This is a genomic window from Achromobacter sp. 77 (assembly GCF_020541125.1).
Lineage (GTDB): Bacteria > Pseudomonadota > Gammaproteobacteria > Burkholderiales > Burkholderiaceae_B > Achromobacter > Achromobacter mucicolens.
This window is the reverse complement of record NZ_CP059848.1, coordinates 5,171,516-5,197,001: the sequence shown is the minus strand read 5'-3', so window position 1 is coordinate 5,197,001 and position 25,486 is coordinate 5,171,516. Positions and strand designations below refer to the sequence as shown.

Annotated in this window: 27 protein-coding genes and 1 tRNA gene; 9 read left to right on the top strand and 19 right to left on the bottom strand. The window is 66.8% G+C overall.

The window, feature by feature from the left end; genetic code table 11:
- Positions 1–52: 52 nt before the first annotated feature.
- Positions 53–1,003 carry a tripartite tricarboxylate transporter substrate binding protein gene (locus tag H4P35_RS23935; RefSeq protein WP_223573203.1) on the top strand — a complete coding sequence of 317 codons (951 nt, stop codon included), beginning with the start codon at positions 53–55 and terminating at the stop codon, positions 1,001–1,003.
- Positions 1,004–1,012: 9 nt separating this feature from the next.
- Here H4P35_RS23935 and H4P35_RS23930 read toward each other — a convergent pair whose 3' ends face one another.
- From H4P35_RS23930 to H4P35_RS23915, 4 genes are all read right to left on the bottom strand, one after another.
- On the bottom strand, positions 1,013–1,636 hold the full coding sequence (locus H4P35_RS23930) for a glutathione S-transferase family protein (RefSeq protein ID WP_226847236.1): 624 nt from the start codon (positions 1,634–1,636) through the stop codon (positions 1,013–1,015).
- 18 nt (positions 1,637–1,654) lie between these two features.
- The gene (ampD, locus tag H4P35_RS23925; RefSeq protein ID WP_226847235.1) at positions 1,655–2,233 is read right to left on the bottom strand and encodes a 1,6-anhydro-N-acetylmuramyl-L-alanine amidase AmpD; all 579 of its coding nucleotides are present in this window, start codon (positions 2,231–2,233) and stop codon (positions 1,655–1,657) included.
- 94 nt (positions 2,234–2,327) lie between these two features.
- Positions 2,328–2,582: a PP0621 family protein gene (locus H4P35_RS23920; RefSeq protein ID WP_226847234.1), complete on the bottom strand. Its 255-nt coding sequence runs from the start codon at positions 2,580–2,582 to the stop codon at positions 2,328–2,330.
- Between the two features lies 1 nt (position 2,583).
- The gene (locus tag H4P35_RS23915; protein ID WP_226847233.1) at positions 2,584–3,426 is read right to left on the bottom strand and encodes an inner membrane protein YpjD; all 843 of its coding nucleotides are present in this window, start codon (positions 3,424–3,426) and stop codon (positions 2,584–2,586) included.
- A gap of 107 nt (positions 3,427–3,533) precedes the next feature.
- On the opposite strand from H4P35_RS23915, the gene ffh reads away from it, so the two are divergent.
- Positions 3,534–4,940, top strand: coding sequence for a signal recognition particle protein (ffh, locus tag H4P35_RS23910; protein WP_056324911.1), 1,407 nt, complete (start codon positions 3,534–3,536; stop codon positions 4,938–4,940).
- A gap of 115 nt (positions 4,941–5,055) precedes the next feature.
- On the opposite strand, the gene lysM is transcribed toward ffh, so the two are convergent.
- The 4 genes from lysM to trmB form a co-directional block, all read right to left on the bottom strand.
- Positions 5,056–5,502, bottom strand: coding sequence for a peptidoglycan-binding protein LysM (lysM, locus tag H4P35_RS23905; protein WP_056324913.1), 447 nt, complete (start codon positions 5,500–5,502; stop codon positions 5,056–5,058).
- Positions 5,503–5,805: 303 nt separating this feature from the next.
- Entirely contained in the window at positions 5,806–6,006 is a 201-nt protein-coding gene (gene thiS / locus H4P35_RS23900) for a sulfur carrier protein ThiS (RefSeq protein ID WP_063954630.1), read from the bottom strand.
- Positions 6,007–6,017: 11 nt separating this feature from the next.
- Positions 6,018–6,959: a prolyl aminopeptidase gene (gene pip / locus H4P35_RS23895; RefSeq protein WP_062839872.1), complete on the bottom strand. Its 942-nt coding sequence runs from the start codon at positions 6,957–6,959 to the stop codon at positions 6,018–6,020.
- Positions 6,959–7,801 (bottom strand): tRNA (guanosine(46)-N7)-methyltransferase TrmB, encoded by an 843-nt coding sequence (gene trmB, locus H4P35_RS23890; protein WP_226847232.1) that lies wholly within the window; start codon positions 7,799–7,801, stop codon positions 6,959–6,961. The genes pip and trmB overlap by 1 nt, the downstream gene beginning before the upstream one ends.
- A gap of 127 nt (positions 7,802–7,928) precedes the next feature.
- Between trmB and H4P35_RS23885 the strand changes: the two genes are divergently transcribed.
- From H4P35_RS23885 to H4P35_RS23865, 5 genes are all read left to right on the top strand, one after another.
- Entirely contained in the window at positions 7,929–8,825 is an 897-nt protein-coding gene (locus H4P35_RS23885) for a LysR substrate-binding domain-containing protein (protein WP_180097625.1), read from the top strand.
- A 121-nt stretch (positions 8,826–8,946) separates the two neighbouring features.
- The gene (locus H4P35_RS23880) at positions 8,947–10,140 is read left to right on the top strand and encodes a CaiB/BaiF CoA-transferase family protein (RefSeq protein ID WP_056324927.1); all 1,194 of its coding nucleotides are present in this window, start codon (positions 8,947–8,949) and stop codon (positions 10,138–10,140) included.
- Positions 10,137–11,090: a hydroxymethylglutaryl-CoA lyase gene (locus H4P35_RS23875; RefSeq protein ID WP_226847231.1), complete on the top strand. Its 954-nt coding sequence runs from the start codon at positions 10,137–10,139 to the stop codon at positions 11,088–11,090. Before H4P35_RS23880 ends, H4P35_RS23875 begins: the two co-directional genes overlap by 4 nt.
- A 74-nt stretch (positions 11,091–11,164) precedes the next feature.
- Positions 11,165–12,151 carry a tripartite tricarboxylate transporter substrate binding protein gene (locus tag H4P35_RS23870; RefSeq protein ID WP_056324932.1) on the top strand — a complete coding sequence of 329 codons (987 nt, stop codon included), beginning with the start codon at positions 11,165–11,167 and terminating at the stop codon, positions 12,149–12,151.
- Positions 12,152–12,283: 132 nt separating this feature from the next.
- Positions 12,284–12,357, top strand: a tRNA-Gly gene (locus tag H4P35_RS23865).
- A gap of 142 nt (positions 12,358–12,499) precedes the next feature.
- Here the strand turns inward: H4P35_RS23865 and H4P35_RS23860 are convergent.
- Together H4P35_RS23860 and H4P35_RS23855 are read right to left on the bottom strand one after the other, a co-directional pair.
- Complete coding sequence (locus tag H4P35_RS23860; RefSeq protein ID WP_226847230.1) at positions 12,500–12,862, bottom strand: VOC family protein; 363 nt, start codon at positions 12,860–12,862, stop codon at positions 12,500–12,502.
- Positions 12,859–13,608, bottom strand: coding sequence for an SDR family oxidoreductase (locus tag H4P35_RS23855; protein WP_180097630.1), 750 nt, complete (start codon positions 13,606–13,608; stop codon positions 12,859–12,861). The genes H4P35_RS23860 and H4P35_RS23855 overlap by 4 nt, the downstream gene beginning before the upstream one ends.
- 186 nt (positions 13,609–13,794) lie before the next feature.
- Here H4P35_RS23855 and H4P35_RS23850 point away from each other — a divergent pair, with 186 nt between their 5' ends.
- Positions 13,795–14,700, top strand: a complete 906-nt coding sequence (locus tag H4P35_RS23850; protein ID WP_226847229.1) for a LysR family transcriptional regulator — start codon at positions 13,795–13,797, stop codon at positions 14,698–14,700.
- Positions 14,701–15,028: 328 nt separating this feature from the next.
- Entirely contained in the window at positions 15,029–15,424 is a 396-nt protein-coding gene (locus tag H4P35_RS23845) for a hypothetical protein (RefSeq protein ID WP_226847228.1), read from the top strand.
- A 32-nt stretch (positions 15,425–15,456) separates the two neighbouring features.
- Here the strand turns inward: H4P35_RS23845 and H4P35_RS23840 are convergent, their stop codons facing one another.
- From H4P35_RS23840 to H4P35_RS23800, 9 genes are all read right to left on the bottom strand, one after another.
- Positions 15,457–16,062, bottom strand: a complete 606-nt coding sequence (locus tag H4P35_RS23840) for a hypothetical protein (protein ID WP_223573190.1) — start codon at positions 16,060–16,062, stop codon at positions 15,457–15,459.
- 82 nt (positions 16,063–16,144) lie between these two features.
- A complete protein-coding gene (locus H4P35_RS23835) occupies positions 16,145–17,998 on the bottom strand; it encodes an ABC transporter ATP-binding protein (RefSeq protein ID WP_226847227.1) in 1,854 nt (617 codons plus the stop codon).
- Positions 17,999–18,221: 223 nt separating this feature from the next.
- Positions 18,222–19,229, bottom strand: a complete 1,008-nt coding sequence (locus H4P35_RS23830; protein WP_226847226.1) for a D-2-hydroxyacid dehydrogenase — start codon at positions 19,227–19,229, stop codon at positions 18,222–18,224.
- Entirely contained in the window at positions 19,226–20,374 is a 1,149-nt protein-coding gene (locus H4P35_RS23825) for a mandelate racemase/muconate lactonizing enzyme family protein (RefSeq protein ID WP_175234723.1), read from the bottom strand. The genes H4P35_RS23830 and H4P35_RS23825 overlap by 4 nt, the downstream gene beginning before the upstream one ends.
- Before the next feature lie 29 nt (positions 20,375–20,403).
- Entirely contained in the window at positions 20,404–21,378 is a 975-nt protein-coding gene (locus tag H4P35_RS23820; protein WP_160144406.1) for a tripartite tricarboxylate transporter substrate binding protein, read from the bottom strand.
- 194 nt (positions 21,379–21,572) lie between these two features.
- Complete coding sequence (locus tag H4P35_RS23815) at positions 21,573–22,487, bottom strand: LysR family transcriptional regulator (RefSeq protein WP_180097640.1); 915 nt, start codon at positions 22,485–22,487, stop codon at positions 21,573–21,575.
- Between the two features lie 25 nt (positions 22,488–22,512).
- Positions 22,513–23,385 carry an amidohydrolase gene (locus H4P35_RS23810; RefSeq protein WP_226847225.1) on the bottom strand — a complete coding sequence of 291 codons (873 nt, stop codon included), beginning with the start codon at positions 23,383–23,385 and terminating at the stop codon, positions 22,513–22,515.
- A gap of 2 nt (positions 23,386–23,387) precedes the next feature.
- Positions 23,388–24,449, bottom strand: coding sequence for an isocitrate/isopropylmalate dehydrogenase family protein (locus H4P35_RS23805; RefSeq protein WP_226847224.1), 1,062 nt, complete (start codon positions 24,447–24,449; stop codon positions 23,388–23,390).
- Between the two features lie 32 nt (positions 24,450–24,481).
- Entirely contained in the window at positions 24,482–25,486 is a 1,005-nt protein-coding gene (locus tag H4P35_RS23800; protein ID WP_226847223.1) for a tripartite tricarboxylate transporter substrate binding protein, read from the bottom strand.

Sequence of the window (25,486 nt, the reverse complement as noted above, 5' to 3'; positions counted from 1 at the left end):
GACGGCCTTCCGGCCCAATGACATAACAACTGGAGACAAGAAAATGTTGCTGATGAGCAAGACCCTCGCGCGCGCCGCGCTGTCCGTTGCCGGCCTTTGCGCCGCTTTGCCGGCATGGGCCTGGCCCGACCGGCCCATCGAACTGGTGGTCGGGTTTGCGCCCGGTGGCGGCACCGACCTGACGGCCCGTGCCTTGGCCGTCTTCCTGGAAAAGGAACTGGGCACGACCGTCGTTGTCCAGAACAAGCCGGGCGCGTCCAGCGCGATCGCCCTGTCCTACGTGGCGCGCGCCAAGCCGGACGGCTACACGCTGGCGATGACAAACATGCCGGGGCTGGTGTCGCTGCCGATCGAGCGTCAGGCGGGCTTCACCGGCGATGACTTCACGTACCTGGCCAACCTGGTCCGTGATCCCAGCGCGTTCAGCGTGGCCAGCGACAGCCCGTACAAGACCTTGCAGGCGTTGATCGCCGCCGCCAAGGAACGGCCGGATGCGGTGAGTTATGGATCGACGGGCGTGGGCACCGACGATCATCTGGCGCTGGTGTTGTTCCAGGCGCAGACGGGCACCAAGCTCAATCACGTTCCGTACAACGGCGCGGGACCGTTGCGCAGCTCGGTGCTGGGGGGGCATACCGTCATTGGCGGCCTGAATCTGGGCGAGGTCATGCCCTACAACGGCAAGAATATGCGGGTGTTGGCGCAGGCCAGCGAAAAGCGGTCGCCGCTGGGCCCGGATGTGCCCACGTTCAAGGAATTGGGCGTGAACCTGGTGTTTGCCTCGGAACGCGGCATCGTCGGACCCAAGGGCCTGCCCGCCGACGTGTCGGAAAAACTGCGGCAGGCGCTGGGCAAGGTGGCGGCCAATCCGGCGTTCCAGACCCAGATGAAGCAGCAGTTCACGGAAATGGACTACGTGGACGGGCCGCAGTGGCAGGAGCGCCTGAAGGGCGACGATGCGCGCCTGCGGCAGATCTGGGCCCAGACGCCCTGGGTGGAGTAGCCTGCGCGATTACGCCAGCGGCAAGGTCAGCACGCCTTGCGGGGCCGGGCGCATCATGACCCGCCGGTACCACGCCGATAGCGCGGGCGTATCGGGCCGCTCAATTGGCATGGCGAGCCATCGATGGGCGGCCGCGACCAGCGCGATGTCGCCCATCGTGAGATGACGGCCCACGATGAACTCGCGGCCCTGCAGGGCCTGGTCCAGGATCAGGGCGCGCGCGTTCGAGCGCTGGACGGATTTCTCGATGGCGGACTTGTCGCGCTTGTCTTCGGGCGTGCGGATCAGGCCCAGAAATGCCGGCACCATGGCCGGCTGCCATTCGGTCGCCTGCCAGTCCATCCAGCGGTCCGCGTCGGCGCGCAGGCAGACATCCTCGGGCCACAGCGTGCCCACGCCGTAGCGTGCCGCCAGGTAGCGCACGATGGCATTGGATTCCCAAAGGATGAAGCCGCCGTCGTCGATGACCGGCACCAGGCGATTGGGATTGAGCTTTGCCGCGTAATCGTCGGTGTCGACCACGCCGTAGGGGCCGCCTGCCTGGACAAAGGTGTGCGGGAGCGCCAGCTCGCGTACGGCCAGCATTACTTTTTGAACGTTGACGGATGTCAGGCGTCCCCAGATCTTCAACATAGCCAATCCTTTCAAGGGTCAGGCCGGCGGCAGGTGCCGCCGCGCAAAGCCGCTGTCGCGCCCGAAGCGCGTCCAGTCGAATGCCGGCCCGGGGTCGGTCTTGCGCCCCGGGGCGATATGTTCGTGTCCCTGGGCGGCCACCAGGGGATAGCGCGAACGCAGCGTGTGGGTCAGCTTGCGCAGCGACGCGTACTGCTCGTCAGTGTAGGGCAGCGTGTCCGTGCCTTCCAGTTCGATGCCGAGGGAAAAATCGTTGCAGCGCTCGCGTCCCGCAAAGCGCGACACGCCGGCGTGCCAGGCGCGCCGGTCCGTGGAGACGAATTGCATGATGCCGCCGTCGCGGCGAATGAAAAAGTGCGCGGACACGCGCAGCCCGCGCAGGCGTTCCAGCCAGGGATGCGAGCCGTAGTCGAGCGAGTTCAGGAACAGGCCCGCGACTTCGGGGCCGCCGAACTTGCCCGGCGGCAGGCTGATGTTGTGCAGGACCAGCAGCGAGACCTGCGCGCCCGCGGGGCGCGTGTCGCAGTTGGGCGAGCGCAAGAGGGAAACGCCCGGAGCCGGCGCCAGCCAGCCATGTCGATCCAGGAGCAAAGGCATAGGGAGGGAGCGAGTGAGGATTCCGGCGCCCATTATGCCGTGGGCCCGCCGATTGCCCTATCCGGCCACTTGGCCCGCCCGCTCGAAAGGGGGCTCAGCGCTTGGCCGGACCCAGGCGCGCGTGGTCGGCGCTGCACCAGGTCTGGCCGTTTTGCAGCAAGGCCTCGGAGCGGGGCAGATGGATGCCGCAATGGGCGCAGCGCACCATGGATTCCAGGGTGGGCGGTGCTGCGTCGGCCTGCGCCTTTTTCTTCGGGCCGGCCTGCCGCTGCGCGGCCATGCGGCCGGCGACGCGGGCAACCAACAGGACCAGGATGATCAGAACGATCCAGAAAAGCATCTTGCCCACGTCAGCCTCGATGCAGAATCATTTCCAGCACGAACCGGCTGCCGGTGTAGGCCAGAATCAAAAACCCGAAACCCGTCAGGGTCCAGCGCAGGGCGACGCGGCCGCGCCAGCCCCAGATGTGCCGCCCGGCCAGCAAGACCCCGAAGGTCAGCCAGGACAGCAGTGTGAAAACGGTCTTGTGGTCGAACGGCAGGATCTTGCCGGTCAGCTTCATGGAGGCGATCGAGCCCGAGCCCACCGCCAGCGTCAGTACGACGAACCCGATCCAGATGATGCGGAAAAGCAGTTGCTCCTGCACCAGCAGCGGCGGTTGGGAATCGAGCACGCGCCCGATGATGCTGCGTTCGGCCGGCGCGTCCAGGGGCCGGTGCAGGTGGCGGTCCAGGAGAGCCATCATCATGGCGTGCAGGGCCGCGATGGTGATGAGCCCGTAGGCCGCCAGGGCGATCAGGAGGTGCACGCGCAGCCAGGCGTCGTTGGCATGCGGCACGAATTGCCCTTTCGGGAAGATGGCGGCCAGGCCGCTGGCGATGGCGGCGGCGGGCAGTAGCAGCAACTGCAGGCCGTCGATGCGCACGAGCAGGCTTTCCACCCAGAACACCACCATGCCCAGCCAGACGGCGGCGGACAGGGCAAGCGCCCATCCGATGAACAGATGCTGGGCGCCCAGCATCGATTGTTGCAGCCCGATTCCATGGAGAACCAGGGCGCCCAGCAGGCACAGACGGGCAATTTTGCCGGTCTGTTCCACTTCCTTGGCGCCGGCCAGGCGGATCCAGAGCGACCCCCCGAGCACTGCGTACGCCAAGGCAGCCGCCGTGTGAAATACAATGCCTAGTGACATAGAAACCGTTGTCTGGATGGGGCCTTTGGGGTGCACGTCACCCGAAAGCGCAGAATCCGCGCCTGCGGCCACCGTTCAATCGACTAGTTTAAGCGGAAACGCCTCTCATGCTCGATAACCTAACTCAACGCCTGTCGCGTGTCGTCAAGACGCTGCGCGGGGAAGCCCGCCTTACCGAGGCCAACACGCAGGAGATGCTGCGCGAAGTGCGCATGGCGCTCCTGGAAGCCGACGTCGCGCTGCCGGTCGTTCGCGACTTTGTCGCGCGGGTGAAGGAAAAGGCGCTGGGCGAAGAAGTCGCCGGCAGCCTCAGCCCGGGCCAAGCGCTGGTCGGCGTCGTCCACAAGGAACTGACCGCCCTCATGGGCGGCGACCTGGGCGCCGACGCCAACGAACTGTCGCTCGCCGTCCAGCCGCCAGCCGTGATCCTGATGGCGGGCTTGCAGGGCGCCGGCAAGACCACCACCACCGGTAAGCTGGCGCGCTGGCTCACCGAGGGCCAGCATACCCAGCACGGCCGCAAGACCGGCAAGAAAAAAGTGCTGGTGGTGTCCGCCGACGTCTATCGTCCGGCCGCTATCGACCAGTTGAAGAGCGTGGCCGCGCAGGTCGGCGTGGATTTCCTGCCTTCCGACCCCAGCCAGAAGCCCGAAGACATCGCGCGCGGCGCCGTGGATCACGCCCGCCGCCATCATTACGACGTGCTGATCCTGGATACGGCCGGCCGTCTGGGTATCGACGAGGCCATGATGCGCGAAATCCGCGCGCTGCATGACCTGGTCAAGCCGGTGGAAACGCTGTTCGTGGTGGACGCGATGCAGGGCCAGGACGCGGTCAACACCGCGCGCGCCTTTGCCGAAGCGCTGCCGCTGACCGGCGTCGTCCTGACCAAGCTGGACGGCGATGCCCGCGGCGGTGCGGCCCTGTCGGTGCGCCACGTGACGGGCAAGCCGCTCAAGTTCGTCGGCGTGTCGGAAAAGCTGGATGGCCTGGAGCCCTTCTATCCGGACCGCATGGCGCAGCGCGTGCTGGGCATGGGCGACATCGTCTCGCTGGTTGAACAGGCGCAGAAGAACATCGACATCGCCGAGGCGCAGAAGCTTGCGTCCAAGATCAAGTCGGGCAACAAGTTCGACCTGAACGACTTCCGCGACCAGCTCGGCCAGGTGAAAAAGCTGGGCGACATGGGCTCGCTGCTTGAAAAGCTGCCCGCCCAGTTCCAGCAGGCTGCGGGCCAGTTGCAGGGCGGCCAGGCTGAAAAGCAGCTTCGCCGCACCGAAGGCATCCTGAATTCCATGACGGCCGCCGAACGCGCCAAGCCCGAACTCATCAAGGCCTCGCGCAAGCGCCGCATCGCGGCCGGCTCCGGCGTGCCGGTCCAAGAGGTCAACCGCCTGCTGGCTCAGTTCGAGCAGATGCAGGGCATGATGAAGCAGATGAAAAAGGGCGGCATGGCCAAGATGATGCGCGCCATGGGCGGCATGAAGGGCTTGGGCCGTTTTGGAATGAAGTAAAAAAATGGCCAGACGTTGCGTCTGGCCAAGCAATCGCGGCGGGCAGGGGGCGCCGCGCCGCGACACAAGCCGGGGAACGCATGGGTGTCCCCCGGATTGTCGGAATGCGGGCCGCTTACGACAGCGGCGGGATGCGCAGCACCTGGCCCGGGTAGATCTTGTCGGGGCTGGTGAGCATGGGCTTGTTGGCTTCGAAGATCAGCGTGTTCTTGGCGCCCTGGCCCTTGCCGTATTGCGCTTCGGCGATCTTCCACAGGTTGTCGCCCTTTTGCACGGTGTACATCTTGGCTTCCGGCGTGGCCTGCTTGACCTGCAACTGGTTGTCCACCGCGGCCACGCCCACGGTGTTGCCCAGCGCCAGCGAAATCTTCTCGGCCTCTTCCGTGCTCAACGCCTGACCGGCGACCGTGACCTTGTCGCCGTCCACCGTGATTTGCAGGCCATCCGCGTTCAGGCCGTGCTTATCGAGCTCTTTCTTCAATTCTTCCGCCGTCGCGGCCTTGGCCTCGCTGGCGCCGAAGAGCTTTTCTCCAACGTCCTTGATGAAATTGAGCAGACCCATAGTGTTTCCTTTTATCGATGTTGCGGTGAGAAAACCTGCGTGCTCCAAAGGCGCCTGCCGGGGGCAGGGCGGCGCGACAGAAACGATTATGACTCGCACATTTGCCGTACGACGAGAGGGCGCGGTGTAACAGGTTGCTAGCCTCTTGCCAGACTACGCAACAATGCTGGCACCTTCGCAGGACGTTGGTATCCGCGGATGTACGCCGCCTCATGCGCGGGGCGGCATGCAAAAAGGCCGCTGTGTGTCAGCGGCCTTCAAGGTGACGTGCGATGCGGCGCCGAAGCGCTGCAAACATAGCGGTCAGCCGCCGCCCACCGCCACGACGATTTCGATCTGGTCGCCGTCGGACAACGTCGTCTGCGCGTGCTGGCTCTTTGGCACGATTTCGCCGTTGCGTTCGACGGCCACGCGCTTGCCGGCATAGCCCAGCGTGTCGAGCAGTTCGTTCACCGTCGTGTCCAGCGGGAACTCGCGGGCGTCTCCGTTCAGGGTGATGTGCATGACAGGGGTCCTCACTGTTTGGCGTAGTCGTCGGTGGCGGCGATCAGGCGCGCCAGCGTGCCGGGTTCGTCGAAGGCATGGCCGGCATCGGGCACCAGATGAAAGTGCGCCTCGGGCCACGCGCGATGCAGGTCCCACGCGGTGCGCGCGGGCGTGCACACGTCGTAGCGGCCTTGCACGATGGTGCCCGGGATGCCGCGCAGCTTGTGCGCGTCGCGGATCAGCTGGCCTTCTTCCATGAAGCCGGCGTTGAAGAAATAGTGGTTCTCGATGCGCGCAAAAGCCAGCGCCGCGCGGTCGGCGGCATGGCTTTGCTGGTGGCGCGGGCTGGGCAGCAGCGTGATGGTGCTGTCTTCCCATTTGCTCCAGGCCTTGGCGGCACGCAGTTGCTCGGCGGGGTCGCTGCCCGTCAGGCGCTTGTGGTACGCCGCGACCAGGTCGCCGCGCTCGGCTTCGGGGATCGGCGCCAGGTACCCTTCCCAGCGGTCGGGAAACAGCCACGATGCGCCTTCCTGGTAGAACCACTGGATCTCGGCGCGCCGCAGCCCGAAGATGCCGCGCAGCACCAGCTCGCTGGTGCGCGCCGGGTGCGTCTCGGAATACGCCAGCGCCAGCGTCGACCCCCACGAGCCGCCAAACACCAGCCACTTGTCCGCGCCCATGACTTCTTCGCGCAGGCGCTCGATGTCGGCGACCAGATGCCACGTGGTGTTGTTGTCCAGGCTGGCGTGGGGATGCGAACGGCCGCAACCGCGCTGATCAAAGAGCAGCACGTTGTAGCGTTGCGGATCGAACAACTGCCGGTGCACCGGCGAGCAGCCGCTGCCGGGCCCGCCATGCAGGAAGACGGCGGGCTTGCCGTTGGGGTTGCCGCACATTTCCCAATAGATCTGGTGTCCGTCTCCGGTGTCCAGCATGCCTTGACGGTAGGGTTCGATCGGCGGATAGAGCATCAGGCGGCTCGCTTGAAGATCAGGTCCCAGACGCCGTGGCCCAGGCGCAGGCCGCGTGTCTCGAATTTGGTGAGGGGGCGGTAGTCGGGGCGCGGCGCGTAACCGTCCGCGGTGTTCTTCAAGAGCGGCTCGCCGCTCAGCACTTCCAGCATCTGCACCGCGTAATCTTCCCAGTCGGTGGCGCAGTGGATGTAGCCGCCGGGAGCGATGCGGCTGGCGAGCAGCGAGATGAACGCGGGCTGGATCAGGCGGCGCTTGTGATGGCGCTTCTTGGGCCAGGGGTCCGGGAAGTAGATGTGCACGCCGGCCAGGGAATCCGGGGCGATCATGTCGCGCACGACCTCCACGGCGTCGTGCTGGATGATGCGCAGGTTCTGGATGCTGGAGTCTTCGATGCGGCGCAGCAGCGAACCGACGCCGGCGTTGAAGACTTCCACGCCCAGGAAGTTGTCGTCAGGCCGGGCGAGGGCGATCTTTTCGGTGGTCTCGCCCATGCCGAAGCCGATCTCCAGCACCGTCGGGGCCTGCCGTCCGAAGGCGGCGGCCGGATCCAGGCGGCGGGGGGCGTAGGGAATGGACCATTGGCCCATCAGGCGCTCCAGCGCGGCGAGCTGGCCCTGCGTGATGTGGCCGCGACGGTGCACGAAGCTGCGGATGTGGGTGGCGCCGGGGCTGTTGGGCGCATAGGCGGCGCTGGCCAGCGCCGCCTGCGTTTCGGCCGAGACGGCGGCGGGCGCAGCGGCGGGCGCGGCGGCAGGGCTCACGGCGGGCTTGGCGGACGCGTCTGCGGCGGTGTCTGCAGGGGGGCTGGCGGGGGTGTTCGTGGGGGTATTCGTATTCATAGGCGGGATTGTAGTGGCAGGCTTGCCCGCGCGGAGCCGGTCAGAAGGACTAAAATAGGGACACATTTATCCCGCTTACCTGCGGCTATAGTTTCAGCCCGGTTTCCCTGTGCTGTAGTCCTTTTTCATGAACGTTGCCCGGATCGACCTCGTCACGCTCGCCCTGTTTGTCTCCGTGGCTCGCCAGGGAAGCATCTCGGCCGGCGCGCGCCAGTCGCATCTGGCGGTGGGCGCGGCCAGCAAGCGGATCTCCGACCTGGAAGCGGCGCTGGGGTCGCCCCTGCTGTACCGCAATGCCGCCGGCGTGGAACTGACCGACGCCGGCCAGACGTGCCTCGCGCACGCGCTGCGCGTGCTGCAGGAAGTGGAACAGATGGCCGGCGCGCTGTCGGACTTCGCGCAAGGGGTGCGCGGGCAGGTGCGGATCGCCGCCAACACCTCGTCGCTGACGCAGTTCCTGCCCGAGGACCTGGCCGCCTTCATGGACGAGCACCCCGCAGTGCGGATCGACCTGGAAGAGCAGAACAGTATCGACATCGTCACCGCCGTGCTGGAGAACCGCGCGGACATCGGCGTGTTTGCCGATCGCACGCCGGCAGATGGCCTGGCCACCTTCCCGTACCGCCTGGACGAACTGGTGCTGATCGTGCCGCAACGCCACCCGCTCGCGGCCGAACCGCAGGTCGCCTTCGCGGACACGCTGGCCTACGACTACGTGGGCCTGCCGCCCGCGACATCGCTGGCCACGCGCCTGTCCGAGGAAAGCGGCCGAATGGGCCGGGCGATGCGGCTGCGCATTCAGGTGCGCAGCTTTGACGCCATCTGCCGCATGGTGGCGGCCACGCGCGGCGTGGGCATCCTGCCGCGCATTGCCGCCGAGCCGCACGCGCGGTCCATGCCGATCCGCCTGATTCCGCTGACCGACGAATGGGCGCGCCGCTGGCTGCTGCTGGGCGTGCGCGACGCCGACACGCTCACCGTGGCCGCGCGGCTGCTGCTGGCCCATCTGCGCGGCGAGCGCTGAGGGTTAGCCCGGGGTTTCTCGTTCCGGGAATGCCCCTTTCCCCGATTGTCCATTCCGCATCCTGACGTTTTGCGCGCACACTGCCGCCCATCATTACCGTAGGACGCGCCTGGGAGGCGATATGGCAGGGCAGATTCTTGCCGGCATTCGTGTGCTGGAACTGGGACAACTCATCGCAGGGCCTTTTGCGGCCAAGACCCTGGCCGACTTTGGCGCGCAGGTCATCAAGATCGAGCCGCCGGGCCAGGGCGATCCGCTGCGCAAATGGCGCCTTCTGCACGAGGGCACGTCGGTGTGGTGGGAGGCGCAGTCGCGCAACAAGCAGTCGGTCTGCGTGGACCTGCGCCAGCAGGAAGGCCAGGACATCGTGCGCCTGCTGGCGCGCGAGGCCGACGTGCTGATCGAGAATTTCCGCCCCGGCACGCTGGAAAAGTGGGGCCTGTCGTGGGAGGCGCTGCACGAACTGAATCCGCGCCTCATCATGTTGCGCATCTCGGGCTACGGCCAGACCGGCCCGAAGGCGCGCGAACCGGGCTTTGCCGCGATTGGCGAAGCCATGGCGGGCCTGCGCTACCTGAACGGCGAGCCGGGCCGCGCGCCGGTGCGCGCCGGATTGTCGCTGGGCGACACCATCGCCGGCCTGCACGGCGCGCTGGGCGTGATGCTGGCGCTGTACCAGCGCGATGCGCGGGGCGGTGTGGGGCAGGTGATCGACACCGCGCTGTATGAAAGCCTTTTCAATCTCAGCGAGAGCCTGCTGCCCGAGTATTCGGTGTTCGGCGCGGTCCGCGAGCCTGCCGGCGCGTCGCTGCCCGGCATCGCGCCCTCCAATGCCTATCCCTGCCAGGACGGCTATGTGCTCATCGCCGGCAATGGCGACGCCATCTACACGCGCTTGATGGCACGCATCGGCCGTGACGACCTGGGGCAGGATCCGGCGCTGGCGCACAACGACGGACGGGCGCGCCGCGTGGACGAGATCGACGCCGCCATCGGTGCGTGGACGCAGCAACGCCAGATCGACGACGTGCTGGCCGCGATGCTGGAAGCGGGCGTGCCGGCCGGCCGCATCTATTCCGTGGCCGATATTGCCAAGGACCCGCACTACCGCGCCCGCAACGCCATCACGTCGATGGAATCGGCCGCGGGCGTGCAGGTCGAGATGCCCGCGGTCTTCCCGTATCTGTCGTCCAACCCCGGCGCAGTGCGCGAACGCGCGCCGACGCTGGGCGAACACACCGACGCGGTGCTGGCGTCCGCTGGCCTGACCGAAGCACAGCGCGCCGCGCTGCGCGCCAAGGGAGTGATTGCATGAACTACGGACCCGACCGCATCGAGATCAACGAGGTCGGCCCGCGCGACGGCCTGCAGATCGAAAAGACCCTGGTGTCCACCGACGACAAGGTCGCCTTCGTGGACGCGCTGTCCGATTGCGGCTTCGCACGCATCGAGGTCACCAGCTTCACGTCGCCCAAGGCCATTCCCGCCCTGGCCGACGCCGTCGACGTCATGCGCCGCATCCGCCGCCGTCCCGGCGTGATCTACACCGCGCTGGTGCCCAACGTGCGCGGGCTGGAGCGCGCGCTGGAAGCCGGCACCGACGAAATGAACCTGGTCATGTCGTGCAGCGAGACGCATAACCGCGCCAACCTGCGCATGACGCGTGACCAGTCGTTTGCCGAGCTGTCGCAGGTGCTGGCTGCCGCGGCGAACGCCGGCGCGCCTTGCAACGTGTCCTTGTCGACCGCCTTCGGCTGTCCTTTCGATGGCGACGTGCCTGCGGACGTGGTGCTGGACCTGGCCGCGCGGCTGGTCGATGCGGGCGCTGCCGGCATCACGCTGTGCGACACGACGGGCATGGCGTTTCCGACGCAAGTGGGGGCGCTGTGCGAACAGGCTGCCGCCCGCCTGCCGGCCACGCCGCTGACCGTTCACTTGCACAACACGCGCGGCATGGCGCTCGCCAACGCCATCGCGGCCTGGCAGACCGGCATCACCCGCTTTGACGCGGCGGCGGGCGGCCTGGGCGGATGTCCTTATGCGCCGGGTGCCAGCGGCAACGTCAATACCGAAGAATTGGTCCACATGTTCGCGTGCATGGGCGTGCAGACCGGCGTGTCGCTGGAACCGCTGCTGGCCATTGTCCGCAATCTGCCGGGCCTGGTTCAGCGGGATCTGTCCAACGCGCTGTTGCAGGCGGGCCCCAGGCTGGCCCTGCATGCGCCGCCGGCGTGGCTGGCGGAACGGTTTCCGGCCGGCGCCTGATTGATCGGCCGTTTTTCAGCAGTACCTGCAGTACCTGACACCACCCACAGATAACAATACCCAGGAGACAACGCATGGCCTCTTTCCGCCTGCCCACCGCCCTGCGCGCCAGCGCCGCCTTTGCCCTGACCTTTGCCGCCGGCGCCGCCAGCGCGCAGGCCGATTTTCCGAATCGCCCCGTTACGCTGATCGTGTCCGCCGCGCCTGGCGGCACCACCGACATCGCCGCCCGCCTGATCGCCCAGCCCTTGGGCGCGGCACTGGGCCAGAGCGTCGTCGTCGAGAACAAGCCCGGCGCTTCGGGCGGCATCGCCGCGCAGGCCGTGGCCCGCGCCAAGCCGGACGGCTACACGCTGCTGCTGCAATACTCGGGCTTTCAGGTCATCACCCCGCACGTGACGCCCGCCGCCGGCTGGGATCCCATCAAGGATTTCTCGCCCGTCGCCAACGTGCTGTCGGCGCCGCAGGTCGTGGTCGTGCGTCCGGACCTGCCCATCAAGTCCCTGAAGGAACTGGTCGCTTACGCCAAGGCCAACCCGGGCAAGCTGAACTATGCGTCGTCGGGCAACGGCTCGCTGCAGCAGGTCGCCACGGAGCTGCTCAACCAGATGGCCGGCACGCAGATCACGCACATTCCCTACAAGGGCACGGGTCCCGCGCTGAACGATCTCTTGGGCGGCGCCGTAGACATGACCATCACCACGCCGCCGCCGCTCCTGGGCCAGATCGCCGCGGGCAAGCTGCGCGCGCTGGCGGTCACGGGCAACGCCCGCCTGCCGTCGCTGCCCGACGTGCCCACGGCCGCCGAAGCCGGCTACCCCGACCTGATCGTCTCGTCGTGGTTCGCCATGTATGCGCCCAAGGACACGCCCGCGCCGGTCGTGGACAAGATCGCCGGCGAGATCCAGAAGATCATGAAGACCGACGAGTTCCGCAAGAAGGCGGCCGAGCAGGGCGCCGAGGCGACGTTCATGGGTCCGAAGGAACTGGGCGCCTACACGCAGACCGAACTGGACCGCTGGGGCAAGGTAGTCAAGGCGGCCAACATCACGGCGAATTGATCGCTGCGGGTGATCGTCGCGATTTATCGTAGCGATTGACCGGAACGGGGCGGTTTGCCGCCGCCCCGCCCGAAAAAAAGCCGCGCTATAATCGCGGCTCTGCCCGGCCCACGGCCGCGGCACGACACCCGAGCGGGTGTAGTTCAATGGTAGAACGGCAGCTTCCCAAGCTTCATACGAGGGTTCGATTCCCTTCACCCGCTCCATCAATCCCCAGCAAACTCCCATCCCCGCGACGCGAATCCTTCGATTCTGCCGCGTCGGCATTTCATTCCCTGCATCGATTCAATGCCGCGCTTGCGGATGTCCGCGTTGGCGTGCGCTGAGGGGTTCCCACGCGCTGTGCGGTCAGGCGGGGCGGTGGCACACGGCCTCGACGTTGTAGCCGTCGGGATCCAGGATGAAGGCGCCGTAATAGTTGGGGTGGTAGTGGGGCCGCAATCCCGGCGGGCCGTTGTCCCGGCCGCCGGCGGCCAAGGCGGCGCGGTGGAAGGCGTCGACGTCGTCCCGGCTGCGGGCGCGGAAGGCCACATGCACCCGCGGGGTGCAGGGCGTACCTTCATGGATCCAGAACTCGCCGCCCGGGTTGTCGGCATCGGCGGGGTCGCCGGCGCCAAAGCCCATGTCGGTCTCGAACGTCTTGCGTGGCACATAGCCCAAGGCCGCCAGCGCGCTCTGGTAGAACGCGCGGCTGCGCGCGAAGTCGCTCACACCTGCGCCATGCCGCCATCCACAAACAGCTCGACGCCATTGACGAAGCTGGCCGCGTCGGAAGCCAGAAACGCAACCGCCTTGCCGATCTCTTGCGGCTCGCCCAGACGGCCAAGCGGCACCTGCGCGGCCAGATGATCGAACAGGCCTTGGCGCGCCTCGTCCGGGACCAGGCCGCCCAGTCCCGGCGTGCGGACAGGGCCGGGGCTGACGACGTTCACGCGGATGCCGCGGTCCTTGAGATCCAGTGCCCACGAACGCGCAAAGTTGCGCACGGCGGCCTTGCTGGCGCTGTAGACGCTGAAGTTCGCCGTTCCCTGGATCGAAACGGTCGAGGCCGTGAGGATCACCGACGCGCCGTCGACCAGCAGCGGCAGCGCCTTTTGCACGGTGAACAAGGTGCCGCGCACGTTGGTGCCGAATATGCGGTCGAAGTGTTCTTCGGTGATGGCGCCCAGTGGCATCATGTCGCCGCCGCCGGCGTTGGCGAACAGAATGTCGAGCCGGCCGGCGCTTTCGGCGATCTGGGCGTAGACCGTGTCCAGTTCGCTCAGCACCGACGCGTCGGCGCGAATGCCCGTCGCCGCGCCGCCAATGCTGGCCACGGCGGCGTCAAGTTCCGCCTGGCGGCGTCCGGTGATGAAGACCCGCGCGCCTTGCGCGGCCAGTTCCTGGGCGGTTGCCAGGCCGATACCCGTGGTGCCGCCGGTGACGAGGGCGATTTTGCCGTTCAGTTGGTTGTTCATGATGCGCTCCATGTTTTTGAAAGTGAAGGTTGACCGTCATGTGCCGGTGCGGCGAATTCCGCTGAGAGGCCGGTAATGACTGGGCATGGAGGTACTGTAGGGCCGCCTGGATAATGAATAAACCCGGTAAGATTGAAAGAACTATTCATATTTATGGATAATCGGCGCGCTTGATGAGACTGCGGCATGGACCAATTGACGGCGATTCGCGGCTTTGCCCGCGTGGTGGAGGCGGGCAGCTTCACGCGGGCGGCAGATTCGCTGGACATGCCGAACGCCACGCTAAGCAAGATGGTCCAGGACCTGGAGGCGCACCTTGGCGTGCGCCTGTTGCAACGCACGACCCGGCGCGTGACGGTCACACCGGAAGGCCGCGAGTACTACGAGAAGACGCTGCGCATCGCGCGCGACCTGGAAGACATCGACGGCGGCTTCAAGGCGGTGCAAGGAAAGCCCAAAGGCCATCTGCGCATCGATGTGGGCGGATCCACGGCGCGCGATGTGCTGATCCCCGCGATCCCGGATTTCCTGGCGCGTTATCCCGACATCAGGATCGATCTTGGCGTGTCGGATCGCGCGGTCAATCTGATCAGCGACAACGTGGATTGCGTGATCCGGGGCGGTCCGCTTGACGACTCATCGCTGGTGGCCCGGCAGATCGGCAAGGCGGACCTGATCACGTGCGCCACGCCGGGATACCTAAAGCAATTCGGCACGCCGGCATATCCGGATGAGTTGAAGAACGGCCACAAACTGGTCAGCTACCTGTCGCCGCAGAACGGCCGGGCATTTCCATTCCGCTTTGAACGCGACGGCGTGAAAACGGAGATCAAGGTCGAACACCGCGTGGGCGTAAACGAAAGCAACGCGCATCTGGCGGCGGCGCTGGCGGGCTTGGGCATTGTGCAGACCTTTACCTATGCGGCGGGCCCCGCGTTGAAGCGTGGCGCGCTCGTCGAGATCCTGAAACCGTGGCGGCCCCAGCCGTATCCCTTTCATGTGGTGTATCCGCACAATCGCCATGTCACCCACCGGCTGCGCGTGTTCATTGATTGGCTCTTGGCGCAACTTCCCGCGCGGCTTGGGGATTGAGCCAGGCTGCCGGGGCATTCTGCATTACCTGGCGCGTGGGTAGTTGCCGGAAACTTTCCATCGATCCATTTCGAATATGCGGTTCGTTTCACGCAATTGAGGTCTGTCCTGCCCTCGATCAATGGACAGCCAAGGAAGGGCACTAAGGGCCGACAGCGGCTGGTAAAACGACGTCGAAAAACGATGGCGAAGCGTTCCTTGTCTTCGCCGTCATGAGGGGAATCCGAGCCGGTTTTTTTGCCGCAAGGGACCCGCCATCGACTTCGTTACTGGGGAGTGCTCAATCCATGTTGCGCCAGCGTGCGTTCCTTTTGTTTGGCATGCCGGCATGACGCAGGCTCCCCTCCCGCTGCTTGAGCGCCTGCGCGTCGACGGCGTCATTCGCGCTGACCACCACGCGGCGGCGCTGCTTAGGCTGCAAGCGCTGCCGCAGGCGCCCTTCATGACGCTGGGCGGCGCCCTGGTCTGGCTGGCGGCCGAGGGCATCCTGTCCGAACTGGATCTGGACGAGATGTTCGAGTCGGCCGTGACCGAGGGTACTTGCGACCGCAACGCGACGCGTCGCCAGGCCCTGGCGGAGATGGAAGCGTTGTGCCAGCGCGGGATTGACAATCACGTCGCACGTTTGGCGCGGGGCAGCCTGCTTCAGGCCATTTTTCCGGGACGGCGCTGGGCCTGGCTGATGGCCATTGCCGGGGCGGCCGCCGCGGTGACGCTGCTGTAGCGGCAGGCGGTCCTGCCGCTTGCCGCGGCGCATCAGAAGCTGGGCTTTCTCGACTGGCTACGCTGCACAAACTCGATCCGTGCATTCGTCCATGCCGGGTCAACCATCTGGATGCTGACGCCGCTGTATTTCAATACCGCCTGCGTCATGTCGTTCGAGCAGCCCATGCCGGGATTCGAGCTGGGCTTGGCGCACCACTCCATATTCAGGTCGTTGGGATAGTTGGACTGGCGGCCGTACTTCTCCAGCGCCGCCTTGCCCATCGCTTCCTTGTTGGCCGGGGTCCAGGGCAGTTCATAGCGGATCTGCGACACCGCGAGCGGGCGTTGCTGGTCGACGGGCACGCGCGGTTCGAAGTGGACGATGAAGTTGATGCCGTCCTTCTCGTAGCTGAAATTCATCGGCATCTTGGAGTTCGTGACGGGGTTGTTCCTCGCGTAGCCGATCCGGATGTCTTTCTTGCCCACATGAAAATTCTTGGCGGCGGCGGCGAGCGCTTCGTCAAAGTCCATCCCGGTCTTGACGCCGGCAACGTCGAATTCGCGGGCATCGACGGAGCGCTGTGAGGCCGCGTGCGCGGGCAGAACGGCGGCGGCGCCGAGCGCGGAGATGAGGAGGGCAGCTTTCAACTTCAACATAAAGATCCTTATCGAATGGCGCGAGGATTATCCGAGCGGACCTTTATTGCGTCCCTAATAAAGTGCAACGAAACTTCTCCGGTCACGGCTGCTGGCTGGGTTCGCTGGGTTCTTCCGCCAGAAAACCGCCGCTTTGATGACGCCACAAGCGCGCGTACACCCCGTTCATCGCCAGCAGTTCCGCGTGGCTGCCCTGTTCGATGATGCGCCCTTGATCCATCACGATAAGCCGGTCCATGGCGGCAATCGTCGATAGCCGGTGCGCGATCGCGATGACGGTCTTGCCTTGCATGACTTCGTCCAGGCTCTCCTGGATGGCGGCTTCCACTTCCGAGTCGAGCGCGCTGGTGGCTTCGTCCAGCAGCAGGATGGGTGCGTTCTTGAGCATGACGCGGGCGATCGCGATGCGCTGACGTTGTCCGCCGGAGAGCTTGACGCCACGCTCGCCGACGAGTGTGTCGTAGCCGGAATTGCCATGCGAATCGCTGAGCTGCTCGATGAATTCGTCGGCTTGCGCACGGGCCGCGGCGGCGCGGATCTCTTCGCGGCTGGCGTCGGGGCGGCCGTAGGCGATGTTGTCGCAGATGGACCGGTGCAGCAGGGACGTGTCCTGAGTGACCATGCCGATGGCGCTGCGCAGGCTGTCCTGCGTGACCTGCGAGATGTCTTGGCCGTCGATACGGATGTGGCCGCGTTCGACATCGTAGAAGCGCAGCAGCAGGTTGATGAGCGTGGATTTGCCCGCGCCCGAACGGCCCACCAGGCCGATCTTTTCGCCGGGGCGCACGGTGAGCGTGAGGCCGTCCAGGACCTGGCGCTCATTGTTGTAGTTGAAGTAGACGTCGTCGAACTGAACTTGGCCGCGCGTGACGCGCAGGGTGGCCGCGTTGGGCGCGTCCTGGACTTTGGGTGCGTGGGTCAGGGTGGCGATGCCGTCCTGCACGGTGCCGATGTTCTCGAAAAGCGAGGTCATCTGCCACATGATCCAGTGCGACATGCCGTTCACGCGCAGCGCCATGGCAGTGACGGCGGCGACGGCGCCGGTGCCGATTTCGCTGCCATGCCAGAGCCACAGCGCGTAACCGCCGGCGCCCAGGATCAGCGCCGACACCAGCGCCTGGTTGACGATCTCGAACTGGCTGACCAGGCGCATCTGCCGGTAACCGGTTTCCTTGAAGTCCTCCATGGCGGCGCGCGCGAAGCGGGCCTCGCGGTTGGTGTGCGAGAAGAGCTTGACGGTGGTGATGTTGGTGTAGGCGTCGGTGACGCGGCCGGTCATGGACGAGCGGGCATGCGCCTGTTCCTTGCCGACCTTGCCCAGGCGCGGCACGAAATACATCATGGCCAGCCCGTAAAGCGCCATCCAGCCGATGAAGGGCAGCATGAGCCGCCAGTCGAACCCGCCGGCCAGTGCGACGATGGTGATGAAGTAGACGGCGATGCCGAGCACGATTTCGCAGAAAGTCAGCAGCACTTCGCGCACGGCCAGCGCGGTCTGCATCACCTTGGTGGTGACACGGCCGGCAAATTCATCGGAGAAGAACGACAGGCTTTGCCGCAGCATCATGCGGTGAAAGTCCCAGCGCAGGCGCAGCGGAAGATTGATGGCCAGGACCTGATGCTGAACCAGCGTGCGCAACGCGACGACGCCGACGCTGGCGCACAGCACGATGGCGATGCCCCACAGAACGCGCTGTTCGTGCGCCGACGCGGGCTCGCCGGCGTTCCAGGCGGTCAGCATGTCGACGACCTGGCCCAGGAAGGCGAAGAGCCATGCTTCGTAGATGGAGACGGCCGCGCTCAGGATCGCCAGTGCGGCGATGTAGCGGCGCGAGCCGTGGGTGCAGAACCACAGGAACGCGAAGAATCCCGTGGGCGGCGGGGGCACGTTCTCGGAAGGGAAGGGGTTGAGCTGGCTTTCAAATCTGCGGAACAAGGCAGAGACTCCGGAATCTGGATGGGGCTTTCGATGAGGCGCTGGCGTGGCGCGCACGGCCGCGGCGGGCCTGGGGGAGCAGGCCCCGGCGCAAAACGATATTTAAGCGCATTCGGCAAACGCCGGGAAATGCGGAGAGGGATTAGGCGGCGCGAGGTGAACGCCGGGTCGATTGGCCGGCGGGGAAGGGCGGGATCGACGCGGAAGGAACCCGGAAGACGGGTTAGCGGCGCGCAGTGCCCAGCGCCGCCGCGTGAGCCGCCAGCCAGTGCCGGAACCGATCCGCAAAGCCGTCGACGACGCGGTCCTCGTGGCCGAGCGACGCCGCGCTGTTGTGGGGGCTGATCCACACCGAGGGTAGCGACCAGAGGGGCGACGCCGCGGGCAGCGGCTCTTCGGTGAAGGTGTCGAGGTACGCACCCGCCAGGTGTCCGGTGGCCAGCGCGTGCGTCAGCGCGGCTTGGTCGACCAGCTCGCCCCGGGCGACGTTCACGATGCGGGCGCCGCGCGGCAGCCGCGCGAGCTGGCGGCCGCCGACGATGCCAGCGGTCGATGCGTTCAGGGGCAGCGCCAGCACCAGCCAATCGCAATGCGGCAGGACGTCGTCCAGTTGATCCAGACCGATGACGGTGTCAAAGCCTGGCGTTGGTTCGGCGCGGCGGCGCACAGCCGTGGTGGACAGGCCAAGCGCCGAGCACAAACGCCCGATCTCCTGCCCGATCGCGCCTGCGCCCAGCACCACCACGCGCATCGACGCGAGGTCGCGGGGCCGCGCGTCGCCCGTCAAGGGTTGCCATGCGCGCTGCGCCTGCGACGCGAGCCACCGGTCGAAGCCGCGTGACTGCGCCAGGATGGCGGCCACCGCCGTCTGGGCAATGGGGGCGGCGGTGACGCCGGTTGACGCGGTGACAGGGATGCCGCGCGCCAACGTGGGTGCGTACTGAGGCAAGTCCTGGCCGGATGAGCACACGTGCAGCCAGCGCAGGTTGGGCGCGGCGTCCGCCACACGGAAGAATGCATCGGATTGCGGCCCGGGCTTGCGCAGCGAGCTGCCTTCGTACAGGTCCCGCGAAAAGAAGGCCACGTCGATGTGTCCGGGGTCCGCGGCTTCGACACGATGGCGCTGCAGGCGCACGCCGCCCGCTTGGGCCAGGCTGTCCAGGCGCGGGCCGTGCGCGGTATCGACCTTGGCCGACAACAGCAGGCCCAGCGCGGGGGCGGCCGTGTTCAACGGACGACCTGCCACCGGTCGCGTTCGCCGGGATAGACGACGCCATATTCGGCGATCGCGTCGTCGTCGAACCGGAAGGCAAGACCGGGCTCGGTGGGCACCAGCAGGTTGCCGTCTTCGGCCTGCAGCTGGCGGTCGATGAGGCGGCGGAAGTTGACGATGTGATCGTCCGGCATCCATTCCACGTAGGTCGCGTTGGGCGCGCTGGCGGCCAGGTGGATGTGCACGTCGTGCCACGCGTGCGGCGCGACGGTGATGCCGTGGCTGTCCGCCGTGGCCGCGATTCGGCGCCATTCGGTGATGCCGCCGCACACGGTCGCGTCGGTCTGCAGGATGGTGGTGGCGCCGCTGGCGATCAGGTCCTTGAAGCGCCAGCGGCCAGCTTCGACCTCGCCGGTGGCGACAGTGACCGGCGTGGCGCGCGCCAGCCGCACGTGGTTGTCGATGTCGTCGGGCGAGAAGGGTTCTTCGATCCAGAAGGGGTGATAGGGCTCGAACGCGCGCATGTATTCCAGCGCCGTGGGCAGGTCGCGCCATGCATTGTTGGCGTCCAGCATCAGGCGCACGTCGTCGCCGATGGCCTCGCGCACGGCAGCGATGCGCTTGCGCTCGCCGGCCACGCTTTCCAGGCCGACCTTCATCTTGACGGCGCGAAAGCCTTCTTTGACGTGTTGCGCCATTTCGGCAGCCAGCTTGTCCGGTGTCTTGCCCGGCTGGTAGTACCCGCCGCTGGCGTAGGCCGGCACGCGGTCCTTCACCGTGGCGCCCAGGTACTGGAAGAGCGGCACGCCGGCGCTGCGGGCATTCAGGTCCCACAGCGCCGTGTCGATGGCGGACAGCGCGCGCATCACGCCGCCGGCGCGGCCCAGCAGCAGCGCCTCCTGGTACAGCTCGGTCCACAGACCTTCGACCCGCAGGGACTCCTGGCCCACCAGCCGCGGCGCCAGCAGGTCGGTCACCGCCACGGACAGCAGGCGTCCCGCGCTGTTGACGGCGTAGCAGTATCCCAGGCCCTCGTGGCCGTCGGTCGAGCGGATACGCACCAGGCAGTATTCGCGCGCCTTGACCTGGCGCGTGGAGAACGTCACCGGATTCGCGAGCGGCACGCGGGCGATGCAGACTGAGACGGATTCGATGGTAGGCATATGCAGGGATGCTCCGGTTTGGATTGGGATCAGTCGAACTTGAGGTTGCTTTGCTTGATGACGCCAGCCCACTTCACTTTTTCGCTGTCGATCAATTGCTGGAACTGCGCGGGCGATTCATCCAGCGGCTTCAGGCCCATTTCGTCCAGGCGCGCCTGCATGGCAGGCTGGCTGACCACGCGCGAGATCTCCTTGTGCAGGAATTCGACGACCTGCGGCGGCGTGCCGGCGGGCGCGATGATGCCGAACCACACGTTGGCCTCGTAACCGGGCACGCCGGATTCGGCCAGCGTCGGCACGTCGGGCAGTTGCGGCAGGCGCTCCTTTGACGTCACGGCCAGCGCCTTGAGCTTGTTCTGCTTGATGAAGGGCAGGCTCTGCGTGGGCGTGGCAAAGATCAGCGGAATCAGCCCGCCGATCACGTCGGTCTGCGCGGGCGCGCCGCCCTTGTAGGGAATGTGGTTCATGCGGATGCCGGCCATCTGGTCCAGCAGCTCCAGCGAGATGTGCTGCGTGGAGCCCTGGCCTGGCGTGCCGAAGTCGATGCCGCGCTCTTTCTTCTTGGCCAGCGTGATCAGGTCTTTGGTGGTGTTGGGCTCGAACTTGGGATTGGCGACCAGCACGAACGGGGTGTCGGCGATCAGCGAGACCGGCGCGAAATCCGTGAGCGTGTAGGTGAGGTTGGGGTAGAGCAGCGTGTTGGTCACGTGCGAGGAGATCACCAGCATCAACGTGTAGCCGTCGGCGGGCGAGCGCTTCAGTTCACCGGTGGCGATGGTGCTGTTCGCGCCCGGCTTGTTCTCGACGATCATGGGCTGCGGCCACGTCTTGGACAATTCGGCCGCCACCATGCGGGCGACCGTGTCGTTGGATCCGCCGGGCGCCATGCCAACCATCAGGCGCACGGGTTTGGCGGGGTAGGTATCGGCAAATGCCAGCGGGGCGGCGCAGGCGAAGGCGGCGGACAGGCAGCCGCCAGCGAGAACACGGGCGAGGCGCTTCATGGGGTTGTCTCCTTGAATTGTTCTGCTGTTGTGACCCCATGATAGACAGCGCGTCTCAGTCGATGAATGGATAATTTTGATAAGAAAATCGAAGAAATCGATAAATGCGAGCGCGGCGAAAAGCGCGCGCGTCAATGCGGGCGGGGTGCGCCGGTGGCAAGGCGCCCGCCCGTCTGGCATCGCAGGCGAAAGCGTCAGTCCAGCGTGCGGGCCAGCGCCTGGACGGAGGGCTGCAGGTGTTCTCGCAGCAGGGCGAGGAAAGCCTGCGCAGCCAGCGAGTCGGTGGCGTCGCGCCGCCGCGCCAGGCAGATGTCGCGTTCGTTGATCGGCAGGGACAGCGGCACGGCCTTCAGTCCGGCCAGCCGAAACTGAAATAGCGCCAGGGTTGGCGCAATGGTGACGCCCAGGCCGGCCGCGATGAACCCGGCCGCCGTCGACAGGCTGTTGACCTGGTGCGAACGCAACCACTGCCGGGGATAGATGGCGGCGTCCAGGTGCTGGCGGATGCTGCTGTTGCTCTCGAAGCCGATGATGGGATAGTCCAGCACGTCCTGCACCGACAGGCGGCGGCGGGCCGCCAGCGGGTGGCTGGCGGGACAGATGAAGTGGAAGGTGTCGCGCGCCAGCACCTCGATGTCGAGGTCGGTGCTGGGATAGACAGCCGCGCACAGCGCGAAATCCACCTGGCGGTTGCGAACCATGTCGATGCACACGGTGCTGGCCACGTCCTGCACCTGCACGCTGATGCCGGGGTAGTCGTCGCCGAAGCGGGCGATCAGCCCGGGCAGGATGCCCGACGAAATCGACGGCAGCGCGGCAAGCGCGACGCGGCCCTTGCGCCGCTCGACGTGGTCGCGCATTTCGGCCAGGGCGCGCTCTGTTTCAGGCAGCAGGTGCGCGACGATGTTCTGAAAGGCCTCGCCCTCGGCGGTCAGCTCGACGTTGCGTGTGCTGCGCGAGAAAAGCTTCACGCCGAGGTCGCTTTCCAGGTTGGAAATGAGGGCGCTGAACGCGCTCTGCGTCAGACAACAGTGCTCGGCCGCGCGCGTGAAACTGCGCAATGCCGCCAGGGCCGTGAAGGCCTTCATGTGGCGTAGCGATAGGTTCATGCGGCGGACTCCGCTGCGCTAAGGACTAGAAACCATACAGCGCCGCGGGATTGGCCGCCAGCACCTGGCGGCGCAACGCCGCGTCGGGCAGCCAGGCCGCGATTTCGCGCAGCAGGCGTTCGGGCGGAACGTCGCGATAGGCGCTGACTTCGGTGGGCCCTTTGCCGGGTTCGCGGTTGGTGTGCGGCCAGTCGCTGGCCCACAGGGCGCGTTCGGGGTTGCAAGCGATGAAGGCGCGGGCCAGCGCAGTGACGCGCGTGGCCGCTTCGGGGTCATCGGGGTTGGCGCTGATGCGGTACGACGCGGACAGCTTGACGTACGCGGCGCCGTCACCGACGAGTGCCAGCACCTGCCGCACGCGCGGATCGTCCAGCGGCAGCGCTGCCGGAATCATCGCGAAGTGGTCTAGCACCACCGGCACTGGCAGCCGGGCCAGCGCGGGGGCCGCGGCGGCGATGGCGTCGAGCGAAGCGTAGACCTGCAGGTGCCAGCCTTGCCCCGCAAGGCGGCCGGCCCAGGCCGACAGCGCGCGGCTGACGGTGGCGGCGTCGCTGGCGCCCGTGCTTTCGAGGTTGACGCGCAGGCCGCGCACGCCGGCGTCGTGCAGGCGCGAGAGTTCAGCGTCCGCCACGTCATCATCCACGACGGCCACCCCCCGTGCCGCGCCGTCCAGCGCCAGCAGGCTGTCCACCAGCAGGCGGTTGTCGGCGCCGTAGATGCTGGGCTGCACGATCACGGCATGGGCCAGGCCCAGGCGTTGCAGATGCGCGCGCAGCGCATCCGCGGACGCGGGGCCGGGCGTGTAGGGCCGGTCCGCCAGCATGGGGTAATCGGCCTGCGGCGCCACGACGTGCACGTGGCAATCGCAGGCGCCTGCGGCAAGCTGCGGCGCCGTCATGGTCAGCCCGCCTGCAGGCGCGCGACGAAGGCCGCACCGGCTTCGCGCGTGCCCAGCTTGCCGCCCACGTCGCGCGTGCATTCCTGCGCAAGGATGGTGTCCGCGATGGTGGTCTCGATGGCGGCGGCGGCCTGCAGGAAGGCCTGGTTGCCGGTCTTTTGGCCGTGCCAGTTCAGGAGCATCGCGCCCGACAGGATCAGCGAGATCGGGTTGGCGATGTTCTGGCCAGCGATGTCGGGGGCCGAGCCGTGCGCCGCCTGTCCCATCGCGTAGTCGCGGCCGGCGTTCAGCGAGCCGCCCAGGCCCAGGCTGCCCGACAGTTCGGCGGTCAGGTCGGACAGGATGTCGCCGAACATGTTGGTGGTGACGATGACGTCGTAGCGCTGAGGCGCGCGCACCACATGCGCCATCATGGCGTCGACGATCACGTCGTCCACGCGGACTTCCGGGAATTCCTGCGCGACCTGGCGGCACATCTCCAGGAACATGCCGTCGCCCAGCTTGAGCACGTTGGCCTTGTGCACCATCGTGACGTGCTTGTTGCGCGTCATGGCCAGCTCGAACGCCGTGCGCGCGATGCGCTCGCAGCACTGGCGGGTGATGCGGCGCAGGGACACGACGACGTCGGGCGTGATCAGCATCTCGCTGCCGCCGGACTCGACGTTGCGGTCGGCGTAGAAGCCTTCGGTGTTCTCGCGCACCACCACCAGATCGAATTCGCCCAGGCGCGCCTGCATGCCGGGATAGGTCCGCGCGGGACGGATGTTGGCGTGCAGGTCCAGCTTCTTGCGAAAGTACATCGACGGATTGATTTCGCCGCGCGCTTCGTCCTTGAAGTCATAGGTGGCCATGGGGCCCAGCATCAGGCCGTCGGCCGCCTTGACCTTTTCAAGGAGGGCGGGCGTGACGGTGGCGCCGTGCTGCTTCAGGCTGTCGTGGCCCGCGATGTCGTGGTCGAACTGCAGGTTCAGGCCGAAGCGGCTCGATGCGGCTTCAAGCACGTCGACAGCGACCGCCATGGTTTCGGGGCCGATGCCGTCGCCGGGGAGTACAACGATTTTCATGGAGCGTTTTCCTGTGGATGGTTCGGCCGGGCTTATTCGACCTGGACCCCGGTGGCTTGCACCAGGTTCTGATACTTGGCGGCTTCGCTGCGCACGAAGGCCGTGAATTCCTGCGAGGTGTTCGGCCGCACGGCCGCGCCGTCGCCTTCGAGCCGCGACTTGATCTCGGGTTCGGCCAGGATGGCATTGAGCTTCGCATTGAGCTGCTCGACCACCGCGGGGGGCGTCTGCGCGGGCGCGAAGACGCCGCCCCACAAGCTGAATTGGAAGTCCGGCACGGCGGCCTCGCTGATGGTGGGCACCTTGGGCAGGATGCCCAGGCGCTCCCGCGAGGATACCGCCAGCGCCCGCAGACGGCCGCTGTTGATGTGCGGCATGGCGGCCGAGGCGCTGGAGAAGAAGCAGTCGACATGCCCGCCGAGCAGGTCCGACATGGCCTGGCCGGCGCCCTTGTACGGCGCGTGGATCATGCGTGTTTGCGTGCCCAGCGCCAGCGCGGCGGCGGCCAGATGGCCCGGCGTGGCGGTGCCCGACGATGCGTAGGCAATGGCGTCCGGCTTGGCGCGGGCGGCCGCGATCAGCGCGGCCAGGTCCGCATGCGGCGACTTTTCCGGCACGACCAGAACCAGGGGCGAATCCCCCACCAGGATCACCGGCGCGAACTCGCGCAGCGGGTCATAGCCCAGCGACTTCATGGCGTACGGGTTGACGGCGATCTCGCCGGTCTGGCCCAGCAGCAGGGTGTAGCCGTCGGCGGGCGCGCGCAGCACGATGCGCGATCCGACCGCGCCCGACGCGCCGGGGCGGTTCTCGACGATGAAGGTCTGCTTGAATTCCGTGCCCAGGCGTTCGGTGAGGATGCGGGCGAAGACGTCGCCCTGCCCGCCGGGGGCATAGGGCACGATGATCGTCACGGGCTTGGCGGGATAGGCATCCGCGGCTCGCGCCGCGCCGGCAAGGGTCAGCGCCACGCCGGCCGCCGCGCCTTGCAGCAGGCGGCGGCGCGCGGGGTTCAGGGGATGTTGGGGCTGCTGCAT